This is a genomic window from Mycolicibacterium tusciae, assembly GCF_002086795.1.
Lineage (GTDB): Bacteria > Actinomycetota > Actinomycetes > Mycobacteriales > Mycobacteriaceae > Mycobacterium > Mycobacterium tusciae.
Genome location: NZ_MVIM01000021.1, coordinates 19,868 through 40,853 on the forward strand (window position 1 = coordinate 19,868; position 20,986 = coordinate 40,853).

The window sequence follows — 20,986 nt, forward strand, 5'->3', positions numbered from 1 at the left end:
GCGACGCAGATTCTGTTTGTGCTCGACAGTCAGGACCTCGAGAGGGAGCACACGGTGTTCATAGACATGCGCGCCGGGCCGGCCCGCTCGAGGTGGCCGAACCGGATCCTCGAGGTCACTGTGGAGGCGGCCAGGCCGGCGGGTCTGCTGGGCCGCAAGCGGGTGCTGGACTCCACTCCGCTCGATGACGCATTGGATCGGTGGACACCGTCACATTGATCCCCGAAAGTCGCGGATTGGACCTGGCCCGGGTGAGCACACGCATGCGGCACACGCGATCCAGCGATCAATCCCGTCAAGATCGTTGGTGACGACATGCCCACCGGATTTGATCCGAACGTGGGGCCGTGCTCGCCGTGCGTGGCTCGGCTACAGTCGCCTGCCGAACGGCTGGAAACTCTGCGGGAAAGGGTCCTCGAACAGACAGACCCCTTGGTCACACTGACGCACCTGCTGCATCTGTGCCGTGACGAACACCAGGTGTTATGGGCGCAAGCCACCGATCCGCGGATGCGGGCGATGCTCGCCACAATTCTTCGTCCGATTGAGGCGATCGCCGTGTCCCACCCAGCCGAGTCAACCCTCGACACGCCCACGCGTAGTGCGCTGGCGCAGGCCCTGATTCCTGTCGACAGCGTCGCGCCGGTGATGATCGCCCACGCTCTGGCGCGTTTCGTGGACGAACACTACGGCGAGTTTCTTGCCGACTCGTTCCGACGGCGCAGTCCGTATCAGCCGGCAGTTGGTGACCCGATCCCCTTGGGAGTGCCCGACATTCGCGCCGTGATGGACATGCGGCCCACCGCGCCGCCGTGGCTGTTGGCCAACCGCCTCGACGAAACCCGCCGAGTTCGGCTGGCCGGCGGGTGGGCCACCCAATTTCGAATCGTGTTCGACTACAGCCTGTTTGACGCATTGGCGGATCTGGTCACCATCGATACCATCATCGCCACGTGCCACCCGAACACGGCCTTAACGGAGTTCACGCTGCCCGCGGATCCCGCGCAGCCCGCATTCCCCATCCGGCCAACTAATGTCCGTCAACAACACCGCATCCTCGATGAGCTCATCGGTGCCGCCGCCGACGCCGGCGCCTCGATAGTGGTCCTACCAGAGTTGTGTGTCACCGAGTCGCTGTCGCGACGACTGCAGGCGTGGGTGCGCCGTCCGGACGGACCCCGCCTACTGGTCGCCGGCAGCTACCATCACAGCGATGGTTCACCGCGCAGGCGGCGCAACACCGCGATCGCCTGGGTGCGTGGGCATCCAGACCCGCTGATCCACGAAAAACACTCTCCCGCACAGCATCCGATCGTCGAAGACATCCAACCGCAGGGTTGGCCGGAGTTACGGGTGTACGTCACCGCCGCGGGCTGGCATATTGTGATGGCCATCTGCCGCGACCTTCTCAACCCGCAGGCAGTGCACGCCTTAACGGAGGCCGGTGCCAACCTCGTGCTGGTTCCCGCGATGAGCGAACGCCTGACCCCATTCACCGGCCAGATCGCCCACCTCGTCGGTTCTTCTCAGGCGCTGGTCGCGGTGGCCAACAACCCTGCGGACTGGGCCGATCCCGACAACCACGCCGTGCACCGTCCGGCGCGCGCGCTGTTCGGGCACCCCGGTCTGGGACAGCAGACCCGCCTGGTTGCGTCCGCGGACGCCGCGGCCGGTTTCACAACCATGCACGTGCGGTCAGCACTGATCGGCTGGACCAGCACAGAGGTCCAGGCCGGGCCTGACCGGGCACCGCATTCGGGTTCACCGTCACCGGCGGTGCTTCCGCAATGGGCGCAGTCATTGGCCGCGGCAATGGCCCGGCGCTACCCGCAGCTCACCCAAGAACCCCAGCAGGTCGTCACGCTGCGGCCAGCGGCAGTATTGGTAGTGCTCACCAGTGGACCGGCGGGGCCACGGGTGCTTCTCACCGAACGCGCCACGGATCTGCGCGACTACCCGGGTCGACTGACATTTCCCGGCGGCGGCCAAGATTCGGGCGACACCGGCCCGATCGACACCGCCCTGCGCGAGGCGGCCGAGGAGATCGGGCTCAACCCGCACAGCGTGCACCTCCTCGGCGCCCTGCCCGCGATGACCGACCCGGAATCGAAGTTCTTGGTGACCCCGGTACTCACCTGGTGTGCCCGCCCGGAATACAGCGGGCCAGTCAACCTCGCTGAAGTCGCCTCGATTCGCGAGCTGGACGTGTGCGCATTCGGTACTCGATTAAGCGACGCCAATCCGGCCCAGCAACAACAGCATTCGAATAGCGGCACGGAGCCAGACCTGAACCGCCTCGGTGCGCTGACCGCTACGGTGATCGACATACTGAGCGGCTTGCTCGGGGCGGACACAACACCAGATAAATCCGCCACGGATCCTGCAACGACATGAACTCGATTCGCACAGCGCGCAGGCGTGAACGGCCATCGGGCCGGCACGCGGACCGGTCAGTACATCTTTTTCCTCGAAGGCACAACACTTTTGGTCTTCCCGCATGCGCGGCCAGCCACGAGCCCTACCTTCGGCGTGGGCGCGACGTCAACGCGAGGTAGGCGCCCACCGATCCCAGGCCGGCACCCACGACAGAGACGGCCCGGGACCGTCGGTGGCGCGGATCGGCGACCATGACGTCCCCGATAGAACGCACCAGAGCGGCGATTATCAGCGCCGCACCTAACCGGTGACCGGTCGCCTCGAGCCTGCCGACGAATGGCTCCAACTCGGCTGCACGAAGGTGAACTTCGGGTCCACCGGCATCAAGCACGTCTCGCAACCGGCGCAACTGGTCCGGTAGTTCCGCGGTAAAGTCGAGCACGTCGACGCCGGCTTGGCCGAATCGGCGGGCCAATGCGTCCAGCGAATACCGGCCGGCGACAAGGCGACGGGCGTAGGGACCGATGATCGCGGCCAGCTGAAATGCCGGATCGAGTTCTGCCCCTAGGCCTTCGGCCATGACAAGCATCTTCAACTGCAACGCCAGTTCGCGCTGCAGTTTCAGGTGGTGCTGGCGGACCACCGCGAGTACATCGTGGATCAACGCTGCGATCGGGATGTTCCCCAGCGCTCGTCCGGTGTAGCGCTGCAGGATGGGCGCCAGGTCCGCGGTAAGTGCGGACACGTTGATCGTGCCCTTGGTTGAACTGAGTTCGGCGACAGCCGAAGCCACGCGGCGAGGATTCTGCCCGGCCAGCGCGATAAGCAGCGCGGCGAGTTGCTCGCGCAGGCGTTCATCGATCTCACCCGCCATGCCGAAATCAATCAGGCCAATGCGGCCGTCAGGTTCGACGAAGAGATTGCCCGGGTGGGGATCGGCGTGGAAGAACCCGTCCTCGAAGATCATTTTCGCGACCGCCCGAGCCGCGTTGTCCGCCAAGACTCGCCGGTCTATACCGGCGGCGTCGAGCGCGTGCACGTCATTGATCTTGATTCCCCTGATGCGCTCGATGGTCAACACGCGCGAGGTGGTGGTGTCCCAATAGATTCGGGGGATCCGGATCGTGGGGCTGGCGGCGAAGTTGGCGGCGAATCGCTCGGCGTTGCGGGCTTCGTGCAGGTAGTCGAGTTCGGCCCGCAAGGTATCGGCGAACTCTTCGGCGATGCCCACCAGGTCGTAGTCGGCGGCCGCCTCCCAGCGCCGACTCGCGCGTGCCGCGAGATTGCGCAGAACCTCCAAATCCTGCTCGACCTGTTCGACTGCATGCGGGCGGCGCACCTTGACCACGACTTCGGTCCCGTCGTGCAGGGTGGCGGCGTGCGCCTGCCCCAGTGAGGCGCTGGCCAACGGTTCCAGGTCGAAGGTCGCGAAGATCTGCGACGGGGGACCTGCAAGCTCACGTTCGACGAGCTCGGTGATCACCGGAGCGGGAACTGGTGGGGCCGAGTCCTGCAGCTTGGCCAATTCCTGTCGGTAGGGCTCGGGCAGCAGATCCGGGCGGGTGGACAGGATTTGGCCCAGCTTGACGAAGCTGGGGCCGAGCTGCTCAAGAGCCAGCCTCAGGTGGTCGGGGTTGGAATAGGGCTGTTCGCGGCGTTCATGACCCAGCAGTCCGTGGTGCAGCGGCACCCATCGTTGCAGACCCGCCACGCCGATGAAGAATCCAAAACCATGGCGCGCCAGGGTTTCCGCGATCTGCCGGTACCGCTCACCGTGGGCCATGGCTTACAACTTCAGCTCAGTGGGGGAGGGCTCCGGCGCCGCAGACGATAACGGCACTTCCCAGAGTTCGCCCGCGTTCAGTGTCTTTTCGATGCCCTCGACGCAGAGTTGGACCGGGGCGGCCGAACACGGCGGCAGATGTAGTCGTGCCTGCTGCTGGGTCAGATCGACGCTGATCGGCTGACCGCGGTAGCGCAGCCGAAACGACGCCGCGGTGAGCTCTGCGGGCAACACCGGGTGTAGCCACAGCACATCGCCTCGGGTCTCCACGCCGCCATAGCAGCGGATCACCATGTCGGCGGTGCCAGCCATGGCACCGATGTGGACGCCTTCGCGGGTGGCGCCTCCTTGGGTGTCGGCCAGATCGGCCTGCAGCGCCTCGGTGAACAGCGACCACGATCGTCGCCGGTCGGTGCGCGCCGACACCCACCCGTGGGCCAGCCTGCTCAACGTCGACCCGTGGCTGGTGCGGGCCAGGTAGTAGCGAACCGTGCGAACAATCAGCTCCGGCGGCAGCTCGTAGCCGAGCTCGGCGAACACGGCGCGCAGTTCCTCGGCCGAAAACAGGTAGAACAACATCAGCACATCGGCCTGCTTGGAGAGCTTGTAGCGGTTGGTGGTGTCGCCCTCGGCGTGCAAGATCAGATCCAAACGTCCGATGTTGCCGTAGCGGCTGCGGTAGCGATCCCAATCGAATTCGGCCAGCTCGTCGTAGCCGTCGAACTGGCTGATGACGCCGTCGTGGAAGGGGACACGCAGCCTGCTGCCGACTCGGCGCCAATGGGCCGGCTCCTCGGGCTGGAGGTGGAGGCGACGCCAGAGTTGCTCACAGTCACGATGTGCCAACAGCGCCACCGTCTCCTGCGCGCGGGCCAGCACCCAGGCGGCCAGGACATTGGTGTAGGCGTTGTTGCGCAGTCCCTGCCCGGGTGTGTCGGGGTAGCCGTCGTGATATTCGTCGGGTCCCATCACCCCGACGATGTCGAAGCGGTCATCGGCCGGGTCGTGTGCCGCCAAGCTGGCGAACAGCCGCGCCACTTCGACCAGGATCTCCGCCCCGTAGTCGGTGAGAAATCCGATGTCGCCGGTGGCCTGGTGGTACTGCCACACGCTGTAGGCGACGGCCAGCCCGACGTGGCGCTGACGGTGCGAGTTGTCCGGTACCCATTGTCCGTTGCGGACGTTGAGCAGTTGTGTGGGTGTTTCTTCGCGGCCCTCGCTGCCGGACTGCCATGGGAACATCGCGCCGGCCAGGCCTGCGGCGCGGGCAGCGGCGCGGGCGGCGCCCAGGCGGCGATAGCGGTACAGCAACAAGGACCGGGTCAGTTCGGGTTGGCGCAGGGTCAGCATCGGATAGACGAACAGTTCGTCCCAGAAGATGTGGCCGCGGTAGCCCTCGCCGTGCAGGCCTCGGGCCGGCAGGCCGGCATCGAGGTCTGGGCTCGCGGCCGAAATGGTTTGTAGCACATGGAAAATGTGCAGATTCAATGCCAGCGACTGCTGCGGGCCCGCGGCCAGATCGATCCCGAATCGCTGCCACATCTGCTCCCACGCCTGCTCGTGGTCCTCGAACAGCTCGCCGAATCCGGGAGCCCGGCCGATGCGGTTGCATGCGTCCGCGGCGGCGGTCGAGATGGCCCGGTCCCGAGAGGTGGCCACCGCCGCGACTTTCTCTATCGCCACGTGTGTGCCCGGCTCGAGGTGCACAGTCAAGGTGTGTCCTGCGTAGGCGGGCGCCAGCACAGGCTCGCGGTTGATCACTGCGTCAACGCCGCGGACACGGGTGCGCGCGACGGTGGCGATGCTGATGTGAGATTGGCTTGTCGCAACGTCGGCGAGCACAGTTTCGCGGTCGACTTCTGTTGTGGCTGTGGGGATGAGATGGTGGTGGGCCAGCTCGTGGTCGGCGGGCACATTGCGGTTGGCGACGTCGGCGTTGATTCCGGACTCGACAATCATGTCCCCGGACCAGTTTTCGGATTCGAGCATGACTTCGAGGGCGGCCAGGTGTGGATGGGTCAGGGACTGTATCTGTCGTGACGTGAGTCGCACGGTGCGGCCGGCCGTGTCGCGGTAGCGGTTGGTACGTGTCAGGACGCCGGCGCGGATGTCGAGTGTCTGCTCGTGGCTTACCATGTCCGGCGATCCTGGACGCAACGGCGCCCCGCCGGCGAACCGTACCGTTAGATGCGTCCAGTCTGGGGCGTTGACTAGGTGTTCGGTCTCGACGGTGGCTCCGTTCAGATCGGTGGTGAGCCGGTTGTAGACCCCCGCGAGGTAAGTACCCGGGTAATGGACGTTGTCGGCGGTGCTGCCGGCGACGGCGCCGCGGGTGGCCCAATAGCCGTTGCCGAGCGTGCACAGAGCCTCCCGGGTCCCTTCCTGTGCTGGGTCGAAGTGGTCGTAGACCAGCTGCCACCCGGCCTGGGCGGGGACCGTCGCGCCGCCGCACCATGCCCGGTTTGCGTGGCCGCGGCCGCTCGGGGTCGGCGGCATCTGGGTGAGGTCGGTCACCACCACGTCCGCACCCGCGTCGGCCAGCGCTGATCCGGCTCCGGTGCGATCGACCCCCACGACCAGACCAAAACCTCCGTCTGCGGCGGCGCTGACACCGGCGGTGGCATCTTCGAACACGATCGCATCGCACGGCGGCACGGATAGCCGGCGGGCCGCCTCGATGAACATCGCCGGGTCGGGTTTGCCGGGCAGCGACAGCCGCATCGCGTCGATGCCATCGACACGCACCGAGAAGAAGTGTGTCACCCCGCCCGCGTCAAGAACCGCCTGACTGTTGCGGCTGGAGGTCACCAGCGCCGCGGGCACATTGCGCGCCTGAAGTTCGACGAGCAGTTTTCTCGCGTCGGGAAACACCGACACCCCTGCCTGGGCAAGCAGGTCCTCGAAGATCCGCTGTTTGCGTGCGCCGAGTCCGTACACGGTCAGTTGCTCCGGGCCATCATCGGTGCTTCCGACCGGCACGTCGAGACCGCGCGAGGCCAGCAGTGCGCTTACACCGCCTTCGCGGGTGCGCCCGTCGACGTAGGTGCGGTAGTCGCGTTCCGCGTCGAAGGGCGGCTGGCGGTCACTCCCGATGGTGGGAAGGACCGTGTCGAACAGCATCTTCCACGCCGCCGCGTGCACGGTTGCGGTGTCGGTGATCACCCCGTCCATGTCGAAGATCGCCGCGCCGTAGCCGTTGCGGGTACGCCCGGCAGGCACCGGCAGGTGGTCGAGGTGCATCAGCAACACCGACCGGAACTGCCGGACCCGGCCCCGTCGCAGCGGGTCGCGGTGAACCGGCTGTCCCCGGGCCAAACGTGCGCCGATACAGGGCCCAATCGGGGTCCTGCCGGATGCGGCGGGAGGAGGATCTCGGCAGCCGGTTGCGGTCGGTCCTCGGGAAAGACAGCCATCGTCGTTATCGGTCCTTGATCGTGGCGTGCGCCATCTACTAGCGCCAACAGTACTGGGCAGGTGCGCATGAGCGTAGGGGCCCGATCTGCTGGTTGGCGCCAGACCGACAAGTTCAGGGACTTTCGTCAGTCGGATTTGGGCCTTTCGGTGGGCCGACAGCAGACGTTGTCCCATTGGGCTGCTCGCCCGAGGGGTGCAACGTTGGCGACGTAATGCACTACACCCTTAGCTACACGGAGGTTATCGCCGACAAGATCGACGAGGCGCTCGGCGCCGAGGACACGGCCGACGAGCCTGAACGTCGTCTCGCTGGTGGCACAGCGACATCGAACATCAAGAGACCGAGCACAGTCAGCCGAAAGGACTACATGCCATGAACATTCGGCTTGTTGCCGCTGCCGCAGTTGTCACGCTGGCTGCAGCGCTGGCGGGCTGTTCCGGCGCAACGACGGTTTCGTCAAACCAGCCACTGACGACAACATCGCCGGCAGGGACGAGCAGAGTCGTCTCCGGGTCGGTGTGGGTGGCCGACGAGGGCGGTGAAAGCCTGACCGTCGTGGATGCGGCCACAAACACCGTGGCGATGACCGTGACCGGCATCAAAGGACCGCACAACGTTCAAGTCGGCCGCGCCGGGGCAACCGTGTACGCCGTCAGCGACAGCAACACGGTGATGGCCATCGACGCAGCCACGTACACGGTCGCCGCGGTCGCAGCCACAGGATCAGCTCCGGCCCATGTGATCGAGGTACCGAACGGCAAAGTTTATGTCTCCAATTCCGGGGATGGCACTGTGTCGGTGTACCAGGCTCGGGGCCTTGAGGCGACGGGCCGGATCGACCTGGGCGGGATGCCCCACGGACTACGCCCCGCCGCCGGCGGCTCGCTGATCGTGGTGGCCAACACGATGGCTGGGACGGTCGATCTCATCGACCCTGCCAACGATCGGTTCTTGGGCTCTGTCCCGGTGGGCCCCGGCCCGGCGCAGGTTGCAGTCACCGCCGATGGACGGTACGCCTACGCCGGTATCACCGACCCTCCGGCAGTGGTGAAAGTGGATCTGACCGCCCGCAAGGTTGTTGGCACCGCACAGGTGTCCGCCTCTCCGGTCCAGGTGTACCTGACGCCGGACGAGACAACTGTGTTGTCGGCCGATCAGGGCACTGCAGAAAAGCCCGGACATGCGCTGTCGGTGATCGATACCGCGGCAATGACCGTTCGCGGCACCGTCGGCACCGGCTCGGGGCCACACGGAGTAGTCATCGACACTTCCGGAACGCGGGCATGGGTCACAAACACCTACGACAACACGGTGTCCGTCATCGACCTACCCAGCCGGTCGATTGTGGCGACAATCGCTGTCGGCACGGGTCCCAGCGGGATCAGCTACACGTCGCGCCCCCCGGCCGCATCCGGCACAACGACCGCCACGCTGAAAGTCCCAGCACAATCCCCGAGCGTCCAAGACCACACTGCGCACCATTAACCAAGGCGGGCATGAGCAGACGCAGCGCCTTTGACGTCCGTGGACACGTGAAGGTCTTTGGTTAGTCCGAGATTGTGCCTAATGGACACCCGATCGCGGACGTTGTCCCATCGGCTCGCGCAGCTGGCCGATGCAACGTTGAAACGTCACTGCTAGAACAATCACAGAAGGTGTGCGATGGCAGATGCAGCCTACGGCTTGTGGCCGTTAGTACTCGTGAACACCTTGCTATTCGCGGCATTTGGACTGAGTTTCTTTCACCCACGAACGAATCATGATTGGCGGGCGATGGGTGCATACACCGCCTTCTTGGTGGCGCTGTTCACCGAAATGTATGGCATCCCGTTAACCGTGTATCTGCTCGGGAGCTGGCTTGGATCACGGTTCCCGCTGCTGCGCGACACCCACGCCGGCGGGCACCTGTGGAATGACCTGATCGGTTGGACCGGCGACCCACATCTAAGCCCCTTCCATCTCGCCAGCTATGTGGCAATCGGCGCGGGCTTCTGGCTCATCGCAGCCGGCTGGCGGCATCTGCACGAGGCGGCCCGGGCCGATCGGCTCGCCACCACCGGACCGTATGCTTGGGTACGGCATCCGCAATACGACGGCTTTCTGCTGGTGATGATGGGCTTCTTGTTGCAGTGGCCGACAATCCCCACCCTGATCATGTTCCCCGTGCTCGTCTATATCTACGCGCGACTGGCTCGCACCGAAGAACGCGCGGTAGCGGACCGATTCGGCCAGCAGTGGAACGAATACGCAGCGCGAACCTCGGCATTCGTGCCCCACATCCGCTCGCTCACACGTAAACCGCCCCATACGCCTCTCGTTCAGCGGTGAGGACCGTCGCGACTGATTGGCCAGTAGGTGAGGTCGCCGGATGCGATTACTGGCTCTCGGGGATACGGCGCGGTGGGCGCGCGGGCCGACCGGGTGGTCGACCTGCACGATCCCGGTGCCGGTTCCCTGCGGGCGGCGCTGGGCGAGGTGGATGTCGCGCTCATAGTGACGATGGGACCGGGCGCCAACGATCCGACGCTGCAAGTCTTTTCATGCCGAGTAAGCCGCGTCCGTCCAACCACGGCGCGGATTTCGTGCGCAGGCTGAACGCGAGCGCCGAACGGCGAAGCGAACAGTCAAGGATTGGGGAGAAGCTCAACGCGGGGTCGAACCGCCAACCACAAATCGCGGTGCTCACCGAGGCGCTGGCCCGGGCTGCCAGTGCATGTCCCCGGGCACGACACCGAGGGCAAGCGGGAGATCCTGGTCTGCACCGCCATCGCCGAGCGACCCGGGCCTTCGCTGAGCACTGCAGTGAGCAGAGGCCGTTACGCCTACGCTGCTCGTGCGCATCGGTCTCGCCGCGTGCTACTTGCCGGATCGGTCGGTGCGTTCGTTGGTTGTCATGAGTAGCAGGATCAGCGGTCCGACGATCATTGCCAACGGGAGGAGCAATAGCGCGATCCCGTGGGTGACCAACACGATGGCGGCGAAGAGCACGCCCAAGGTGATAAGGACGTACGCAGATATGTGGTGGTTGTTTGACATTGCGCCGCGTGCCGGTCGCGTGCCTAGAGGACAATGTCGATCACTGCAGGGCCAGATGTCATTCGCGAGCGCCGTCATCTTGTTGGTGACGCCAGGCAAAGCCGCCCTGACAGCCTGGCCGCGGCTCGTCATTGTGGCGCGGACAGAAGACATTTCGTGTGCGGCGCCTCGCTGAAGTGCTCCCGAAGTCACTCAGCCAGCCAGCGCAGGGCCGAGATGTCGTCGCCGAGTCGCCCGACTTCTCGCCTCACCGACCGAGCCGGCACAAGTGCTAGCGTCGCGTCCGTGACGGGAAATGCGGCCTCCCCGCTGCGCATTGGCATCCTGGGCGCAGCGCGTATCGCACCGATGGCGCTCATCAAGCCAGCCAAACGAAACGACGAGGTCGTGGTCGCCGCTGTGGCGGCGCGCGACGTCTCGCGTGCCCGGGCCTTTGCCGCCAAACACGGCATCGCCCGGGTCCACGCAAGCTACGAGACACTGATCGCCGACGCGGACCTCGACGCAATCTACAACCCGCTGCCGAACAGCTTGCACGGCCGGTGGACCCGCGCCGCACTGGCCAGCGGCAAGCACGTGCTGTGCGAAAAGCCGTTCACCGCCAACGCCGCCGAAGCCAGTGAGATCGCCGAACTCGCCGCGAAGTCCGGCCGGGTCGTGATGGAGGCGTTCCATTACTACTACCACCCGCTGGCTGCGCGAATTAGGCAGATCATTGCCTCGGACGAATTGGGGAAGCTTGAGCGGGTGGAGGCGACCTTGTGCTACCCGCTACCGAAGTTCTCCGACATCCGCTACAACTACTCGCTCGCCGGCGGCGCGACGATGGACGCCGGGTGCTATGCGGTCCATATGGCCCGCACGTTCGGCGGTGCAACTCCGGAAGTTGTTTCGGCGCAGGCGAAACTGCAGGATCGGCAGATCGACCGGGCCATGACGGCCGAGTTTGCCGGCGGGCACACCGGCCGGGTCCACTGCTCGATGTGGTCGTCGGATCTGCTGCAGATCAGCGCGAAGGTGGTTGGCGACCAGGGCGAGCTGCGCGTGCTCAATCCGGTAATGCCCCAGTTCTTTCACCGGCTCTCCGTCCGATCAGCCGACGGCACGCGGGTGGAGCGTTTCTCGCGCCGCGCGTCCTACGCATATCAGCTCGACGCTTTCGCCGCGGCAGTGCTGCGCGGCGAACCGGTGACCACGACGCCCGAAGACGCGGTCGAGAACATGACCGTCATCGATGCGATCTATCGCGCCGCTGGCCTCCCACTCCGCGAACCCAGCTGAACGCGCCCGACGCGTTGCTGGCTTGCCGTGCCGCGCAGGACCGATCCGTCACGAGGCGAAACCGCTGGTGAAGACGCCGGCAGCGGAGTCGTCATCCAGCAACAAGGGTGCGGCCCTGCTGGCGTGAACGTGCGAGCACCAACGAAGCAACAACCAGCAGGCCGCCGAGCCAGGCCAGCCCGGCCAGCAGTGGTCCGGTCTGGTCGAAGTGTGCGGTCAGGCCGGTGTCGAAAAGTACCTTGGTCCAGCCGTATCCAGGTAGCAGATTTGCCCATTCCTCGGGTACGGGACGAAGCATCGGGCTCTGAGCGATCCCCAGATCGAGAAACGGGACCAAGAAGGCGATGAACACCCCAGCCACGCGGCCAAACAGCGGTCCGATGATCACGCCGACCAGCGCATAGGTCATGCCGAGCAGTAGGTTGGCGCCGGCGTACCCGGCCCATTGAGCGGCATCGAACACGGTCGCCGTCATGGCCAGCGCGGCCACCGATATGACGACAACGGCAACGGCGACGACGCCGAGCCGGGCCGCCACCACGACGCGCGTGCGGTAGCCGGCCAGCCGCAGCCGTCCGTCTCCGGCTGCGGCGTCGATGACCACGAACATGCCGGCCAGGGCGGCCAGCCCCGCGATCGCGATCGGTGCCATGGTTCCGGCATGCACCTCTGGGAACCAGAACGATGCGGTGCGGGAGGCGCCGTCCTCGGTCACGGTGAGGAGTAGGTTGCGAGCCGGTGTGGTGATCTTCGCAAGCAGCACGAACAGCACCGGCACAATCACCAGGAGTACCAGCAGCACCGGGTTTCGGCGCAGATCGACCAGACCGAACCGCAGCGCGGTAGCCAACTGTCCAGAAGTGCGATGGCTGCGTCGGCCGGTGCGTGAGCCCGCCGCCAACACCGCCGCGGCGACCACAACCGCACCCACGACCCAGACAAGGGAAATTCCGAGATCGCCCAGCCGCCCACCGTGACGCGATGGCAGGTCGACCATCCACAGCGTGACGAAATGCGTTGGGAAGAACCGCGATATCACGTAGTCGCCACCGCTGCCCCCGGGACCGAAGAACACGTCGATTATCCAGATGAGCAGGATCGCCACCGCGCCGTTGACCGGATTGCTAACCGCCACACCCACAAGCGCGCCGATCGCCAGATAGATGACGGCGAACATCAAAGTGCCAGCGATCACGCGGCCCGGATCGTCGATTCCCGTGCGCACCGCCAACGCGACCAACGCCACCGCCGACACCAGGCCAGCCAGCAGCAGCCCGGTGCCCGCCCGGCCGGCGATCAGACGTGCCGGCGGCAAGCCGGCCAGCAGCATCCGCTTGTCAGCGGCGCGGGCTGAACGGACTTGGAAGTACATCGCCAGGCTGGAGAGGAAGCCGGCCGCCCAGCCCGCCGTCGTGGTCTCAAGCGCGGGGCCGAGCTCCCCGCCCAACAACTCCATCGCATCGGCCAATGAGCGGGCCGCCACCATGACGAACACCAGCGGTACCAGGACCATGACTATCAAGTTCACTGGATTGCGCACATAGCCGGCGACAAATGACCGGGTCAGCAGCAGTGTTGGCCGCCATTGCTCATGCACCGCGGTCGTCATCGCTGGACGGCCTGCCCCGTGCACACCTGCCCGTTGCAGAGCTGAAGGATGCGGTCGAAGCGATGTTCGTCGGCCACGAAATGGCTGATGATCAGCACCGATCGTCCCGCTTCGCGGCGATGGCTCATCAACTCCCAGAACTTCAGGTAGGTGTCCCAGTCGAGTCCGGCGTAGGGCTCGTCAAGCAACAAGACTTGAGGGTCGGGCAGCATAGCTAGGGTCAGGTTGAGCTTGGCCAACGTGCCGCCGGAGAGGCGGTCGGCGCGTGTGCCCGCATATCGTTCAAAGCCCAACGCTTCGTATAGGTCTCGGCGGGCACGCCGTTCGGCCTCGTGGGTCATTCGGTAGGCGCGGGCGAACAGTTCGATGTGCTCGTCGCACGTCAGCCGGTCATAGACGACCGGCTGCTGCGGGCAATAGCCGAGGATCCCCGAGCGGGTCACGGTCCCAGCGTCGGGGGCCAATTCGCCGACGAGGATCTTCATCATCGTCGACTTGCCGGAACCGTTCTCGCCCACCAATACGACGACCTCACCCGGAGAGAGGGTCAGATCGACGCCCCGCAGCACCGACTGGCGGTGCGACACGGGCCACATGCCCTGGCGAAACGACTTTTCAATCCCCTGTGCCGACAGCACAGACAGGGACGACCCTGTCACCGGCTCATCGGATGTCGCTGTTGCGGTCGCCTTGTGATTCATGATCGATCGGTACTCGATCGGTTAGGAGCGTCCGGAGGAGTCGTGGTGTTGATGCGTGTCATCGCTACTGCCATCGGACCCATGACCGTGGCCGCCACCCATCATGAACATCATCATCAGCGGGCACGCCAACACCACCAGCAGGAGTAAGAGCGTCGAGATTGGCACCCCGACGACGACTGCGGCGACGATCGCGGCGGCCAAGGCTATTGCGTACCACGGGTAATACTGGCGCTTCATCTTGTTTCCTTCCGTTCAGGTTTGGATTAACGGTGCGCCACTTGCGTGGCGAAGCCAATGGGACTACGGACTTGATCCGTAGCACAAAGGTCATCATCTGTATGGACCAAAGTCCCTATGGGTTCGCGGCCGTATCGCCGTTGCCGGGATGCGGTAGCCGCCAACGGGCGCGGCGAGCGCGACGCTCAAAGCCAGTACTTTTGACCCTCCGGGCCGCGCCGACAAGGAGCATGTCGTCACAGCGGGGCTCGATCGTCCAGTGCCGTGCAACCCATGGCAGAGGTGATTGATTAGTGTTGGCGGCGTGTCGATGACGGTGCCTCGCTCGAGTTGCACTTTCAGATCGACGTGCTTGGCCCCCATCCGTTCACGCGGCCTCTAGGCCGGCTGAGTCAAAGTGGCTGGTGGGCGCTGCTATGCACAGGTCTCGGGCTCATATTGGCAGCACCGTGGTCGTCACGAATTGGTCGCGGATCCAGCCGACGAAAACGGCCCATTCACCGGTCACCAGTGCGATGCCCACGGCGATCAACATGGCGCCACCGACGATCTGTATGCGGCGGGTGTTGCGCCGGAGCCACCCCAACCAGCGCTGCATCGCGCTCGTGCTCAGCGCCAGCAGGACAAATGGCACGCCAAGTCCTAGGCAATACGCGACGATGAGAAGCACCCCGCGTGCCGCAGTTACGCCTTGCGTGCCGGCGGACACGGAGAGGACGCCGGCCAGCGTGGGTCCCAAGCAGGGCGTCCAGCCGAGCCCGAATGTCGCGCCGAGCAGCGGTGCTCCCACCATGCCGGTCATCCGGCGTGGGTGAAACCTGATGTCGCGCTGCAGCGTTGGGATGAACCCGATGAATACCAGGCCCATGACGATGGTGATTACGCCGCCGATCTGCTGCAGCAGGTTGCTGCTGAGTGCCAGTGCGCCGATCAATCCGAACACTGACGCCGTCGCTGCAACGAACACGACTGTGAACCCGGCGACAAACAATAGGGCAGCACCGGCTGCACGCCACGAATCCCGCGCTGCCGGCGGCTCATCTGGTGAGCCGTTCGCCCCTGCGGCGCCGGCGAGGTAGGACAGATAGCCTGGCACCAAGGGGATGCAACAGGGAGACGCGAAGGAGACGGTACCGGCTAGTGCGGCCGCGCCCAGCCCGAGCAGCAGCGGTCCGGACGCCGCCGCCGCGCCGAAAGCGTCACCGATGCCCTGGGCGTGTGCGCTCATGGCTCTGCCGCGATCCGCTGCACGGCGGGCCGCAGATCCTCGGCGAGCAGCGTCCGCAAGTAGACAGCCGCGACCCTGTGCTTGCGGTCGAGGACCAGCGTGGTGGGTACCACGCTGGTGGGGTAGCCCTTGCCGAGGGCGATCAGGCTGCGCATCGCAGGGTCGAAGATCGACGGGTAGCTTACATTGCGGTCGGTGACGAAATCCTTTGCCGCCGAACGGTCATCCCGCACATCGATACCGAGGAATGCCACGCCGAGGGGTTCGGTCTCACTGAACACCTGCTCCAGCTCTGGAGTCTCGGTGCGACACGGTGCGCACCAGGACCCCCAGATGTTGACCACGACCACCTTGCCGGCGAAATCGGATAGATGGATCGCTCGATCGTCCATCAGCGCGGGACCCGTGAGGTCGCCGATGCTGCCCCGTGACTCCGGCGGATCGTAGTAGAGGTCGGTCTTGCCCCCGGGTGACACGAACTCGAATGTGCCGCCCTGCGCGACGGCATCGCGTCCAGTGGCGCATCCCACCACGATGAGGGCCGCGATGGCGCACACCCCGAGTGCACGCAGGCGATTGGGCATCGGTTCTCCACTGGTGATGGATTTCCATCGGGTCTACTATGCGTGTACGTAGATCGTAGGTCAACGCGTGCGAACGACGGCGCGCAGGATCCTACGCGCCGAAGGGAGTCCCGAATGGAGCAGCTACTCTTGGCGGCCGCCGCGCTGGCCTGCCCGGTTGGTATGGGCGCGATGATGTTCCTGATGATGCGGCCCAGTCGCGGGACGGACATGCCTGAGCGTGAGGAAATGACTCGACTGCGGGCGGAGGTCGACCAGCTGAAGTCTGAACGACAACACCACATCTGAGGTTGCCGAACTCGTTTCCGGCCTGGACGCTGCCCTGTTGACGTGTCCTGCGAAGAACAATTAGGTCGAGGACTAGCTACTAAGCTACGCAGTAGCTTCAGGTGACGACGCGTCTGCAGACGAAGGGAGCGTGTTCATGGCGGCGAGGAAAAGCCCCCGTACGACGGTGAAGTCTTCACGAGATGGACGCAAGGCCATCGCGCGTGCGCAGTCGAGCCGGCGTAGCGGCTGGCTGTGGCTGGCCGCCGGCGTTGTCTTCGCCGCTCCCATTGTGGTGATCGTGATTATCAGCATCATTAAATCGCCCGGACAGCCCACACCGGACACGGAATCGGCGAGCCTGCAGAGTCCACCGGCCACCGTGGCCGCGGGCGGCGAAACGATGCCGCCGTGGCCGGCGCCTGCGGATGCGAGTGCGGCGGTGGCCGCAGCCGGGTTGCCGATGTTAGGTAGCGAAGGGGCCGTGGAGCACATTCACGCCCATCTGGATGTACTCGTTGACGGGCAGCCTGTGGCGGTTCCAGCCGAGTTGGGTATCGACACCAAGCGCGGCACTATTAGCCCGCTGCACACCCATGACGGCAGCGGCGTGATTCACGTTGAGTCCCCGGTGAAAAGACAGTTCAGCCTGGGGGAGGTTTTCACCGAATGGCAGGTGAATTTATCGGCGGACAACATCGGGGCGCTGCGCGCCGTCGACGGTAAGGCCGTGCGCGTTTTCGTCAACGGCGCACAGCAGACCGGAAACCCGGCGGCCATCATGCTGGGCGATCGCGACGAGATCGCCCTGGTCTACGGCGTCCCCCGCCCTGGCGAAACCATTCCCTCGACATACGACTTCGCCGAAGGCGTGTGACGCCAGCCCGACGGCAAGGAAAATTGCACAGGCCGACCGCGAAGGAGGCGACATGGCGGATCTGTCCGAATTCCAGCATCCACGGTTCGCACGCATGTATGAGCGGATCAGCGCCGAGTCGGAGCAGCGTGGCACCGCGCAGCATCGCGACCGAGCTCTTGCTGGCCTGTCCGGCCGGGTGATTGAGGTCGGCGCCGGCAACGGCATGAACTTCGGCCACTATCCGACTACGGTCGCAGAAGTCGTCGCGGTCGAGCCTGAGGATCACCTGCGGACACTGGCTGAGCGGGCTGCTGAAACCGCAGCTGTGCCGGTACACGTGGTGGCCGGTCACGCGACCGCGCTGCCGGTGGCAGATGCCACCTTCGACGGTGCCGTTGCGTCGTTGGTGTTGTGCTCGGTCGCGGATGTGCCGGCCGCATTGGCCGAGCTGCGGCGGGTGCTCAAGCCGAACGGCCAGCTTCGGTTCTTCGAGCACGTGCGTTCGACCAAACCATGGTTCGCGTTGGTGGAGGATGCCCTCACGCCGCTGTGGTCACGGGTGGGTGGGGGCTGTCACCTCAACCGCGACACTGCGGCGGCTATCCGCGCCGCGGGATTCGCCATCGAATCCCTTCAACGGTTCCACTACGCGCCGCTGCGGTTCTTTCCATCCCAGGCCCACATTCTGGGAATCGCCCGCCCCGGCACGTGAGTTACTCAGGAGAGGGATAGAGGATGCGGCGCGTCACGAGATGCTTTGGGTCGGTGAGGATTTCCTCGGTGATACGGCCGCGGTCGTCGAGAGTGAGCTGAACGTTGATGGAGGCGGCGGGATAACCCAGCGCCAAGCGCACCACCGTGCCTGGGGGCGAGGTTCGCGCCGCGATCGGCGCGGTGCCATCGGCATAGGGCTCCTGGGAGAGGAAGAAGGCGGCGTCCAGGTCGAGCCGGTTCGGTTCGGGTGGGTCGGCGGTGGTGTCGCTGGTGACGGTTTCATAGACCGCGAGCCTGCCGGCCGCGCGGGTCGCGGCGACGGCTGCGGCCAGATCAGCCGCGCCGGGACGCGGTGGCCACGATACGATCAGCCCGGTGGCGCCGCCGGGCCAGCCTGTGGCTCCGGCGCGCAGCGTCAACACATTGTCACCGTCACGCCACGCCAGCCGCGTGAAATAGCATCCGCTGCCGCAGCCGGTCAGCGCGAGAGCCGACTCACCTAGCGAGGCCGCCAAGCTGTAGTCCTGGCCGGGTTCAGCAGCGTAGTAGTCGCCGCGCCGCGGTGTGGACAGCCGGACCACGAGCAGCCCTTCACTGGCGGTCAGGCTGATACCGACCTGGCCGGCCAGGGTGCCCAGCGACACGACAGGACCGGTTGGTTGCGGCGGCAGCGCCGCCGCCGTCCCGGTGGGCGGCGGTGTGGACACCAGCACAGCGCTGGCTGCCAGCACGACCACCAGAAGCGCGGCTTCGATGGCCATCGCTCTCCGTATCCGCGTCGCCTGACGGGTATCGCGGTGGATCAGCCTCGAGGACAGCGCCGCCGCCGACGCTGCCACGACGAGCCCGAGTTTGATCAGCAGCACCTTGCCGTAGGTGGTTGAGACCAGTTGCGGCAGGGGGACTAACATCAGCGCGCTGATCACACCCGTGGCCACCACCACGAGATAGGTCACCACCGCCAGCCGGACATAGGAGGCCAAGACCCAACGGAGGGCGTTTGGCACCGCTCGCCACGCCACCACCGCCCGCGTTGTGTGCACGAGCGCGCCCACCCAAACCGTGACCGCCGCCAGGTGCACCCCGGTCAGAACCGCGCCCCAGCCGCCGAATGTTGTGCCCGCATGCGAGCGGATCCCGTCGGCGGCGATCACCACCGCCAGCGGAACCAGAGCCCACCGACCCCGACTCGCAAGGGCCAACGCAGTCAACAGTCCACCGGCCTCAATCAACAGCAACACACCCGCGCGGCCATCCCACACCGCACTGACGGTGCCGGCGTCAAGGGCCCGACCAGCGACCAAAGCCATCGCCGCGATGAGCGCAACCACCATCCCTGCAGGCGCCCACGACCGCACGGGTGACAAATCCGGGCGTGCAGCACGTGCAGCATCGGTCGCACGGCGACCAATCAAGCCACCGACTGCGGCGGCCAACCCGGCGAAAAGCAGCCAGCGCAACGCACTTTCACCCCAAGCCGGCGTCGCGGAAGCGGTTGGCGCGGCAGCCGACAGCGTCACGCCGACCGCGAAGCGGAACTCCTGCTCGACCTGATCACCGTCACCGCCGGTGACGCGCCAACGGACCGCATAGGTCCCCGGCGCTAAAGCAGAAACCGGCGCGGCGGTGACGAAGCGGCCGTCGCGCGCGAGGTTGGCCGGCCCGACCGGTACGTCGCGGCGGGATTGATCCAGCACCACAATCGCGCGCATGCCGATGGTGACAGGTTCGTTGAACAGCAGTGTGATCGCCTCGGGTGACGTCGCAACCGCGGTCTCTGCTGTGGGTTCGGTGAACAGCAACGTGGGATGCGCCTGCGCGCTACCCGCCCCCGGCCCCACCGATATCTGCACGGCGAACGCAAACGCGATGAGCCCACACCGCAGCGAGGTGATGATGCGGGGACACCGACTCGGCCATTGGGCGCCGTCGACACAAAGGGCGCCATTGTGAAGCCGGTGTCTGCAACCCTCGCTTGCCGGCCCCCTGACACCAGGTAACGACGCGCCCGGCGCGGTCGCGCGTAACCTAGCATCGGTTGATGGGGACATGGCCTTCGTTCTGCTGCTAAGGCAACGATTTTCGCCCATGGCAAGAACCGGGTGAGGCGGATTCTTGGCCGTTGTCGGGCGCTATCGCGGCAACGGCAGTCGTCACCGGCGGGAAGAAGCTGCGCCAGTCTCCTTCGTCCCATAATCGTCGCGAGACGGTGGCGGGCATCAGCGGCTGCCGATCCGGGCCTGGCTGAACGCACGAAGTCTGCGCGCTGCACCCGTGCCGCCTTTGACGTTATGCATGGGACAAGCCTTCGATTACCAAACCGTATGGAACGGCATTACGCTCTTGGTACGTAGACCATACGCCGTTCCGCCGAAGGGGCGCACCATGCGTGACAGAGGCTCGACACGGACAGCCGGGAGGCCAACGGTGCGTACACGCGGATTTGGCGAACTCGAAGCCGTCATCATGGACCGCATCTGGAACCGTGGTTCCGACACGACGACGACGGTGCGAGAAATATTCGACGAACTAGCGGCAGAACGCGACATCGCCTACACCACAGTAATGTCCACGATGGACAATCTGCACAGCAAGGGCTACCTGGCCCGAGAGCGCGACGGCAAAGCTTACCGGTATTGGCCCACCTTGACCCGGGAGCAACACAGCGCAAGCCTCATGCGCGCGGCGTTGGACTCCGGCGGCCAACCCGATCTGGTTCTCAGCTACTTCCTCGAACAAATCGGCCCCGAGGAGTCGGCGCGCCTGCGTGCCGCGCTCCGTCGACGGACGAAGCGAGCGGCCAAGCGCTAAGCGCGAGGGCCGGCTCTCAATGGTGCGCGACGCGAGAGGTGTCGATTCGGCGGACGCCGCGAGACGAGTTCTTGCTGCAGCC

The 20,986-nt window shown here is 65.6% G+C and carries 18 protein-coding genes; 9 read left to right on the forward strand and 9 right to left on the reverse strand.

What is annotated here, in order from left to right; genetic code table 11:
• Positions 1-18: 18 nt before the first annotated feature.
• Together BST47_RS26510 and BST47_RS26515 are read left to right on the forward strand one after the other, a co-directional pair.
• Positions 19-219: a hypothetical protein gene (locus BST47_RS26510; RefSeq protein ID WP_014211209.1), complete on the forward strand. Its 201-nt coding sequence runs from the start codon at positions 19-21 to the stop codon at positions 217-219.
• A 96-nt stretch (positions 220-315) separates the two neighbouring features.
• Positions 316-2,394, forward strand: coding sequence for an NUDIX domain-containing protein (locus BST47_RS26515; protein WP_014211210.1), 2,079 nt, complete (start codon positions 316-318; stop codon positions 2,392-2,394).
• A gap of 124 nt (positions 2,395-2,518) precedes the next feature.
• On the opposite strand, the gene BST47_RS26520 is transcribed toward BST47_RS26515, so the two are convergent.
• Both BST47_RS26520 and BST47_RS26525 read right to left on the reverse strand, forming a co-directional pair.
• Positions 2,519-4,159, reverse strand: a complete 1,641-nt coding sequence (locus BST47_RS26520) for an ABC1 kinase family protein (protein WP_014211211.1) — start codon at positions 4,157-4,159, stop codon at positions 2,519-2,521.
• 3 nt (positions 4,160-4,162) lie between these two features.
• Positions 4,163-7,399, reverse strand: coding sequence for a beta-phosphoglucomutase family hydrolase (locus tag BST47_RS26525; RefSeq protein ID WP_083128875.1), 3,237 nt, complete (start codon positions 7,397-7,399; stop codon positions 4,163-4,165).
• Between the two features lie 547 nt (positions 7,400-7,946).
• Here BST47_RS26525 and BST47_RS26530 point away from each other — a divergent pair.
• The gene (locus tag BST47_RS26530) at positions 7,947-9,059 is read left to right on the forward strand and encodes a YncE family protein (RefSeq protein ID WP_083128833.1); all 1,113 of its coding nucleotides are present in this window, start codon (positions 7,947-7,949) and stop codon (positions 9,057-9,059) included.
• A gap of 177 nt (positions 9,060-9,236) precedes the next feature.
• Positions 9,237-9,902: a methyltransferase family protein gene (locus BST47_RS26535; RefSeq protein WP_014211215.1), complete on the forward strand. Its 666-nt coding sequence runs from the start codon at positions 9,237-9,239 to the stop codon at positions 9,900-9,902.
• Between the two features lie 528 nt (positions 9,903-10,430).
• On the opposite strand, the gene BST47_RS31495 is transcribed toward BST47_RS26535, so the two are convergent.
• Entirely contained in the window at positions 10,431-10,562 is a 132-nt protein-coding gene (locus BST47_RS31495; RefSeq protein ID WP_272937649.1) for a hypothetical protein, read from the reverse strand.
• A 333-nt stretch (positions 10,563-10,895) separates the two neighbouring features.
• Between BST47_RS31495 and BST47_RS26550 the strand changes: the two genes are divergently transcribed.
• Entirely contained in the window at positions 10,896-11,891 is a 996-nt protein-coding gene (locus tag BST47_RS26550) for a Gfo/Idh/MocA family protein (RefSeq protein ID WP_083128834.1), read from the forward strand.
• Between the two features lie 91 nt (positions 11,892-11,982).
• Here BST47_RS26550 and BST47_RS26555 read toward each other — a convergent pair whose 3' ends face one another.
• From BST47_RS26555 to BST47_RS26575, 5 genes are all read right to left on the reverse strand, one after another.
• Positions 11,983-13,500 carry an ABC transporter permease gene (locus BST47_RS26555; protein ID WP_014211218.1) on the reverse strand — a complete coding sequence of 506 codons (1,518 nt, stop codon included), beginning with the start codon at positions 13,498-13,500 and terminating at the stop codon, positions 11,983-11,985.
• Positions 13,497-14,201 (reverse strand): ABC transporter ATP-binding protein, encoded by a 705-nt coding sequence (locus BST47_RS26560; RefSeq protein WP_083128835.1) that lies wholly within the window; start codon positions 14,199-14,201, stop codon positions 13,497-13,499. Before BST47_RS26560 ends, BST47_RS26555 begins: the two co-directional genes overlap by 4 nt.
• A gap of 21 nt (positions 14,202-14,222) precedes the next feature.
• Positions 14,223-14,441 (reverse strand): DUF2933 domain-containing protein, encoded by a 219-nt coding sequence (locus BST47_RS26565; protein ID WP_014211220.1) that lies wholly within the window; start codon positions 14,439-14,441, stop codon positions 14,223-14,225.
• 433 nt (positions 14,442-14,874) lie between these two features.
• Positions 14,875-15,669 carry a cytochrome c biogenesis CcdA family protein gene (locus BST47_RS26570; RefSeq protein WP_014211221.1) on the reverse strand — a complete coding sequence of 265 codons (795 nt, stop codon included), beginning with the start codon at positions 15,667-15,669 and terminating at the stop codon, positions 14,875-14,877.
• Positions 15,666-16,253: a TlpA family protein disulfide reductase gene (locus BST47_RS26575; RefSeq protein ID WP_014211222.1), complete on the reverse strand. Its 588-nt coding sequence runs from the start codon at positions 16,251-16,253 to the stop codon at positions 15,666-15,668. The genes BST47_RS26570 and BST47_RS26575 overlap by 4 nt, the downstream gene beginning before the upstream one ends.
• A gap of 114 nt (positions 16,254-16,367) precedes the next feature.
• Here BST47_RS26575 and BST47_RS30810 point away from each other — a divergent pair, with 114 nt between their 5' ends.
• From BST47_RS30810 to BST47_RS26585, 3 genes are all read left to right on the forward strand, one after another.
• Positions 16,368-16,541, forward strand: coding sequence for a hypothetical protein (locus BST47_RS30810; RefSeq protein WP_014211223.1), 174 nt, complete (start codon positions 16,368-16,370; stop codon positions 16,539-16,541).
• 136 nt (positions 16,542-16,677) lie between these two features.
• Complete coding sequence (locus BST47_RS26580) at positions 16,678-17,397, forward strand: hypothetical protein (RefSeq protein WP_014211224.1); 720 nt, start codon at positions 16,678-16,680, stop codon at positions 17,395-17,397.
• A gap of 52 nt (positions 17,398-17,449) precedes the next feature.
• Positions 17,450-18,091, forward strand: coding sequence for a class I SAM-dependent methyltransferase (locus BST47_RS26585; RefSeq protein ID WP_014211225.1), 642 nt, complete (start codon positions 17,450-17,452; stop codon positions 18,089-18,091).
• Position 18,092: 1 nt separating this feature from the next.
• On the opposite strand, the gene BST47_RS26590 is transcribed toward BST47_RS26585, so the two are convergent.
• Positions 18,093-19,946 carry a copper resistance CopC/CopD family protein gene (locus BST47_RS26590; protein WP_234809882.1) on the reverse strand — a complete coding sequence of 618 codons (1,854 nt, stop codon included), beginning with the start codon at positions 19,944-19,946 and terminating at the stop codon, positions 18,093-18,095.
• 574 nt (positions 19,947-20,520) lie between these two features.
• Here BST47_RS26590 and BST47_RS26595 point away from each other — a divergent pair.
• Complete coding sequence (locus BST47_RS26595) at positions 20,521-20,904, forward strand: BlaI/MecI/CopY family transcriptional regulator (protein WP_006243285.1); 384 nt, start codon at positions 20,521-20,523, stop codon at positions 20,902-20,904.
• Positions 20,905-20,986: the final 82 nt, after the last annotated feature.

What these genes read in the sequence shown, in the direction of transcription:
- BST47_RS26535 (WP_014211215.1), top strand. Translation starts at nt 9,237, where the DNA reads ATGGCAGATGCAGCCTACGGCTTGTGGCCGTTAGTACTCGTGAACACC.
- BST47_RS26580 (WP_014211224.1), top strand. Translation starts at nt 16,678, where the DNA reads ATGGCGGCGAGGAAAAGCCCCCGTACGACGGTGAAGTCTTCACGAGAT.
- BST47_RS26585 (WP_014211225.1), top strand. Translation starts at nt 17,450, where the DNA reads ATGGCGGATCTGTCCGAATTCCAGCATCCACGGTTCGCACGCATGTAT.
- BST47_RS26520 (WP_014211211.1), bottom strand. Translation starts at nt 4,159, where the DNA reads ATGGCCCACGGTGAGCGGTACCGGCAGATCGCGGAAACCCTGGCGCGC.
- BST47_RS26530 (WP_083128833.1), top strand. Translation starts at nt 7,947, where the DNA reads ATGAACATTCGGCTTGTTGCCGCTGCCGCAGTTGTCACGCTGGCTGCA.
- BST47_RS26515 (WP_014211210.1), top strand. Translation starts at nt 316, where the DNA reads ATGCCCACCGGATTTGATCCGAACGTGGGGCCGTGCTCGCCGTGCGTG.
- BST47_RS26555 (WP_014211218.1), bottom strand. Translation starts at nt 13,500, where the DNA reads ATGACGACCGCGGTGCATGAGCAATGGCGGCCAACACTGCTGCTGACC.
- BST47_RS30810 (WP_014211223.1), top strand. Translation starts at nt 16,368, where the DNA reads ATGGAGCAGCTACTCTTGGCGGCCGCCGCGCTGGCCTGCCCGGTTGGT.
- BST47_RS26575 (WP_014211222.1), bottom strand. Translation starts at nt 16,253, where the DNA reads ATGCCCAATCGCCTGCGTGCACTCGGGGTGTGCGCCATCGCGGCCCTC.
- BST47_RS26560 (WP_083128835.1), bottom strand. Translation starts at nt 14,201, where the DNA reads ATGAATCACAAGGCGACCGCAACAGCGACATCCGATGAGCCGGTGACA.
- BST47_RS26570 (WP_014211221.1), bottom strand. Translation starts at nt 15,669, where the DNA reads ATGAGCGCACACGCCCAGGGCATCGGTGACGCTTTCGGCGCGGCGGCG.
- BST47_RS26565 (WP_014211220.1), bottom strand. Translation starts at nt 14,441, where the DNA reads ATGAAGCGCCAGTATTACCCGTGGTACGCAATAGCCTTGGCCGCCGCG.
- BST47_RS26525 (WP_083128875.1), bottom strand. Translation starts at nt 7,399, where the DNA reads ATGCACCTCGACCACCTGCCGGTGCCTGCCGGGCGTACCCGCAACGGC.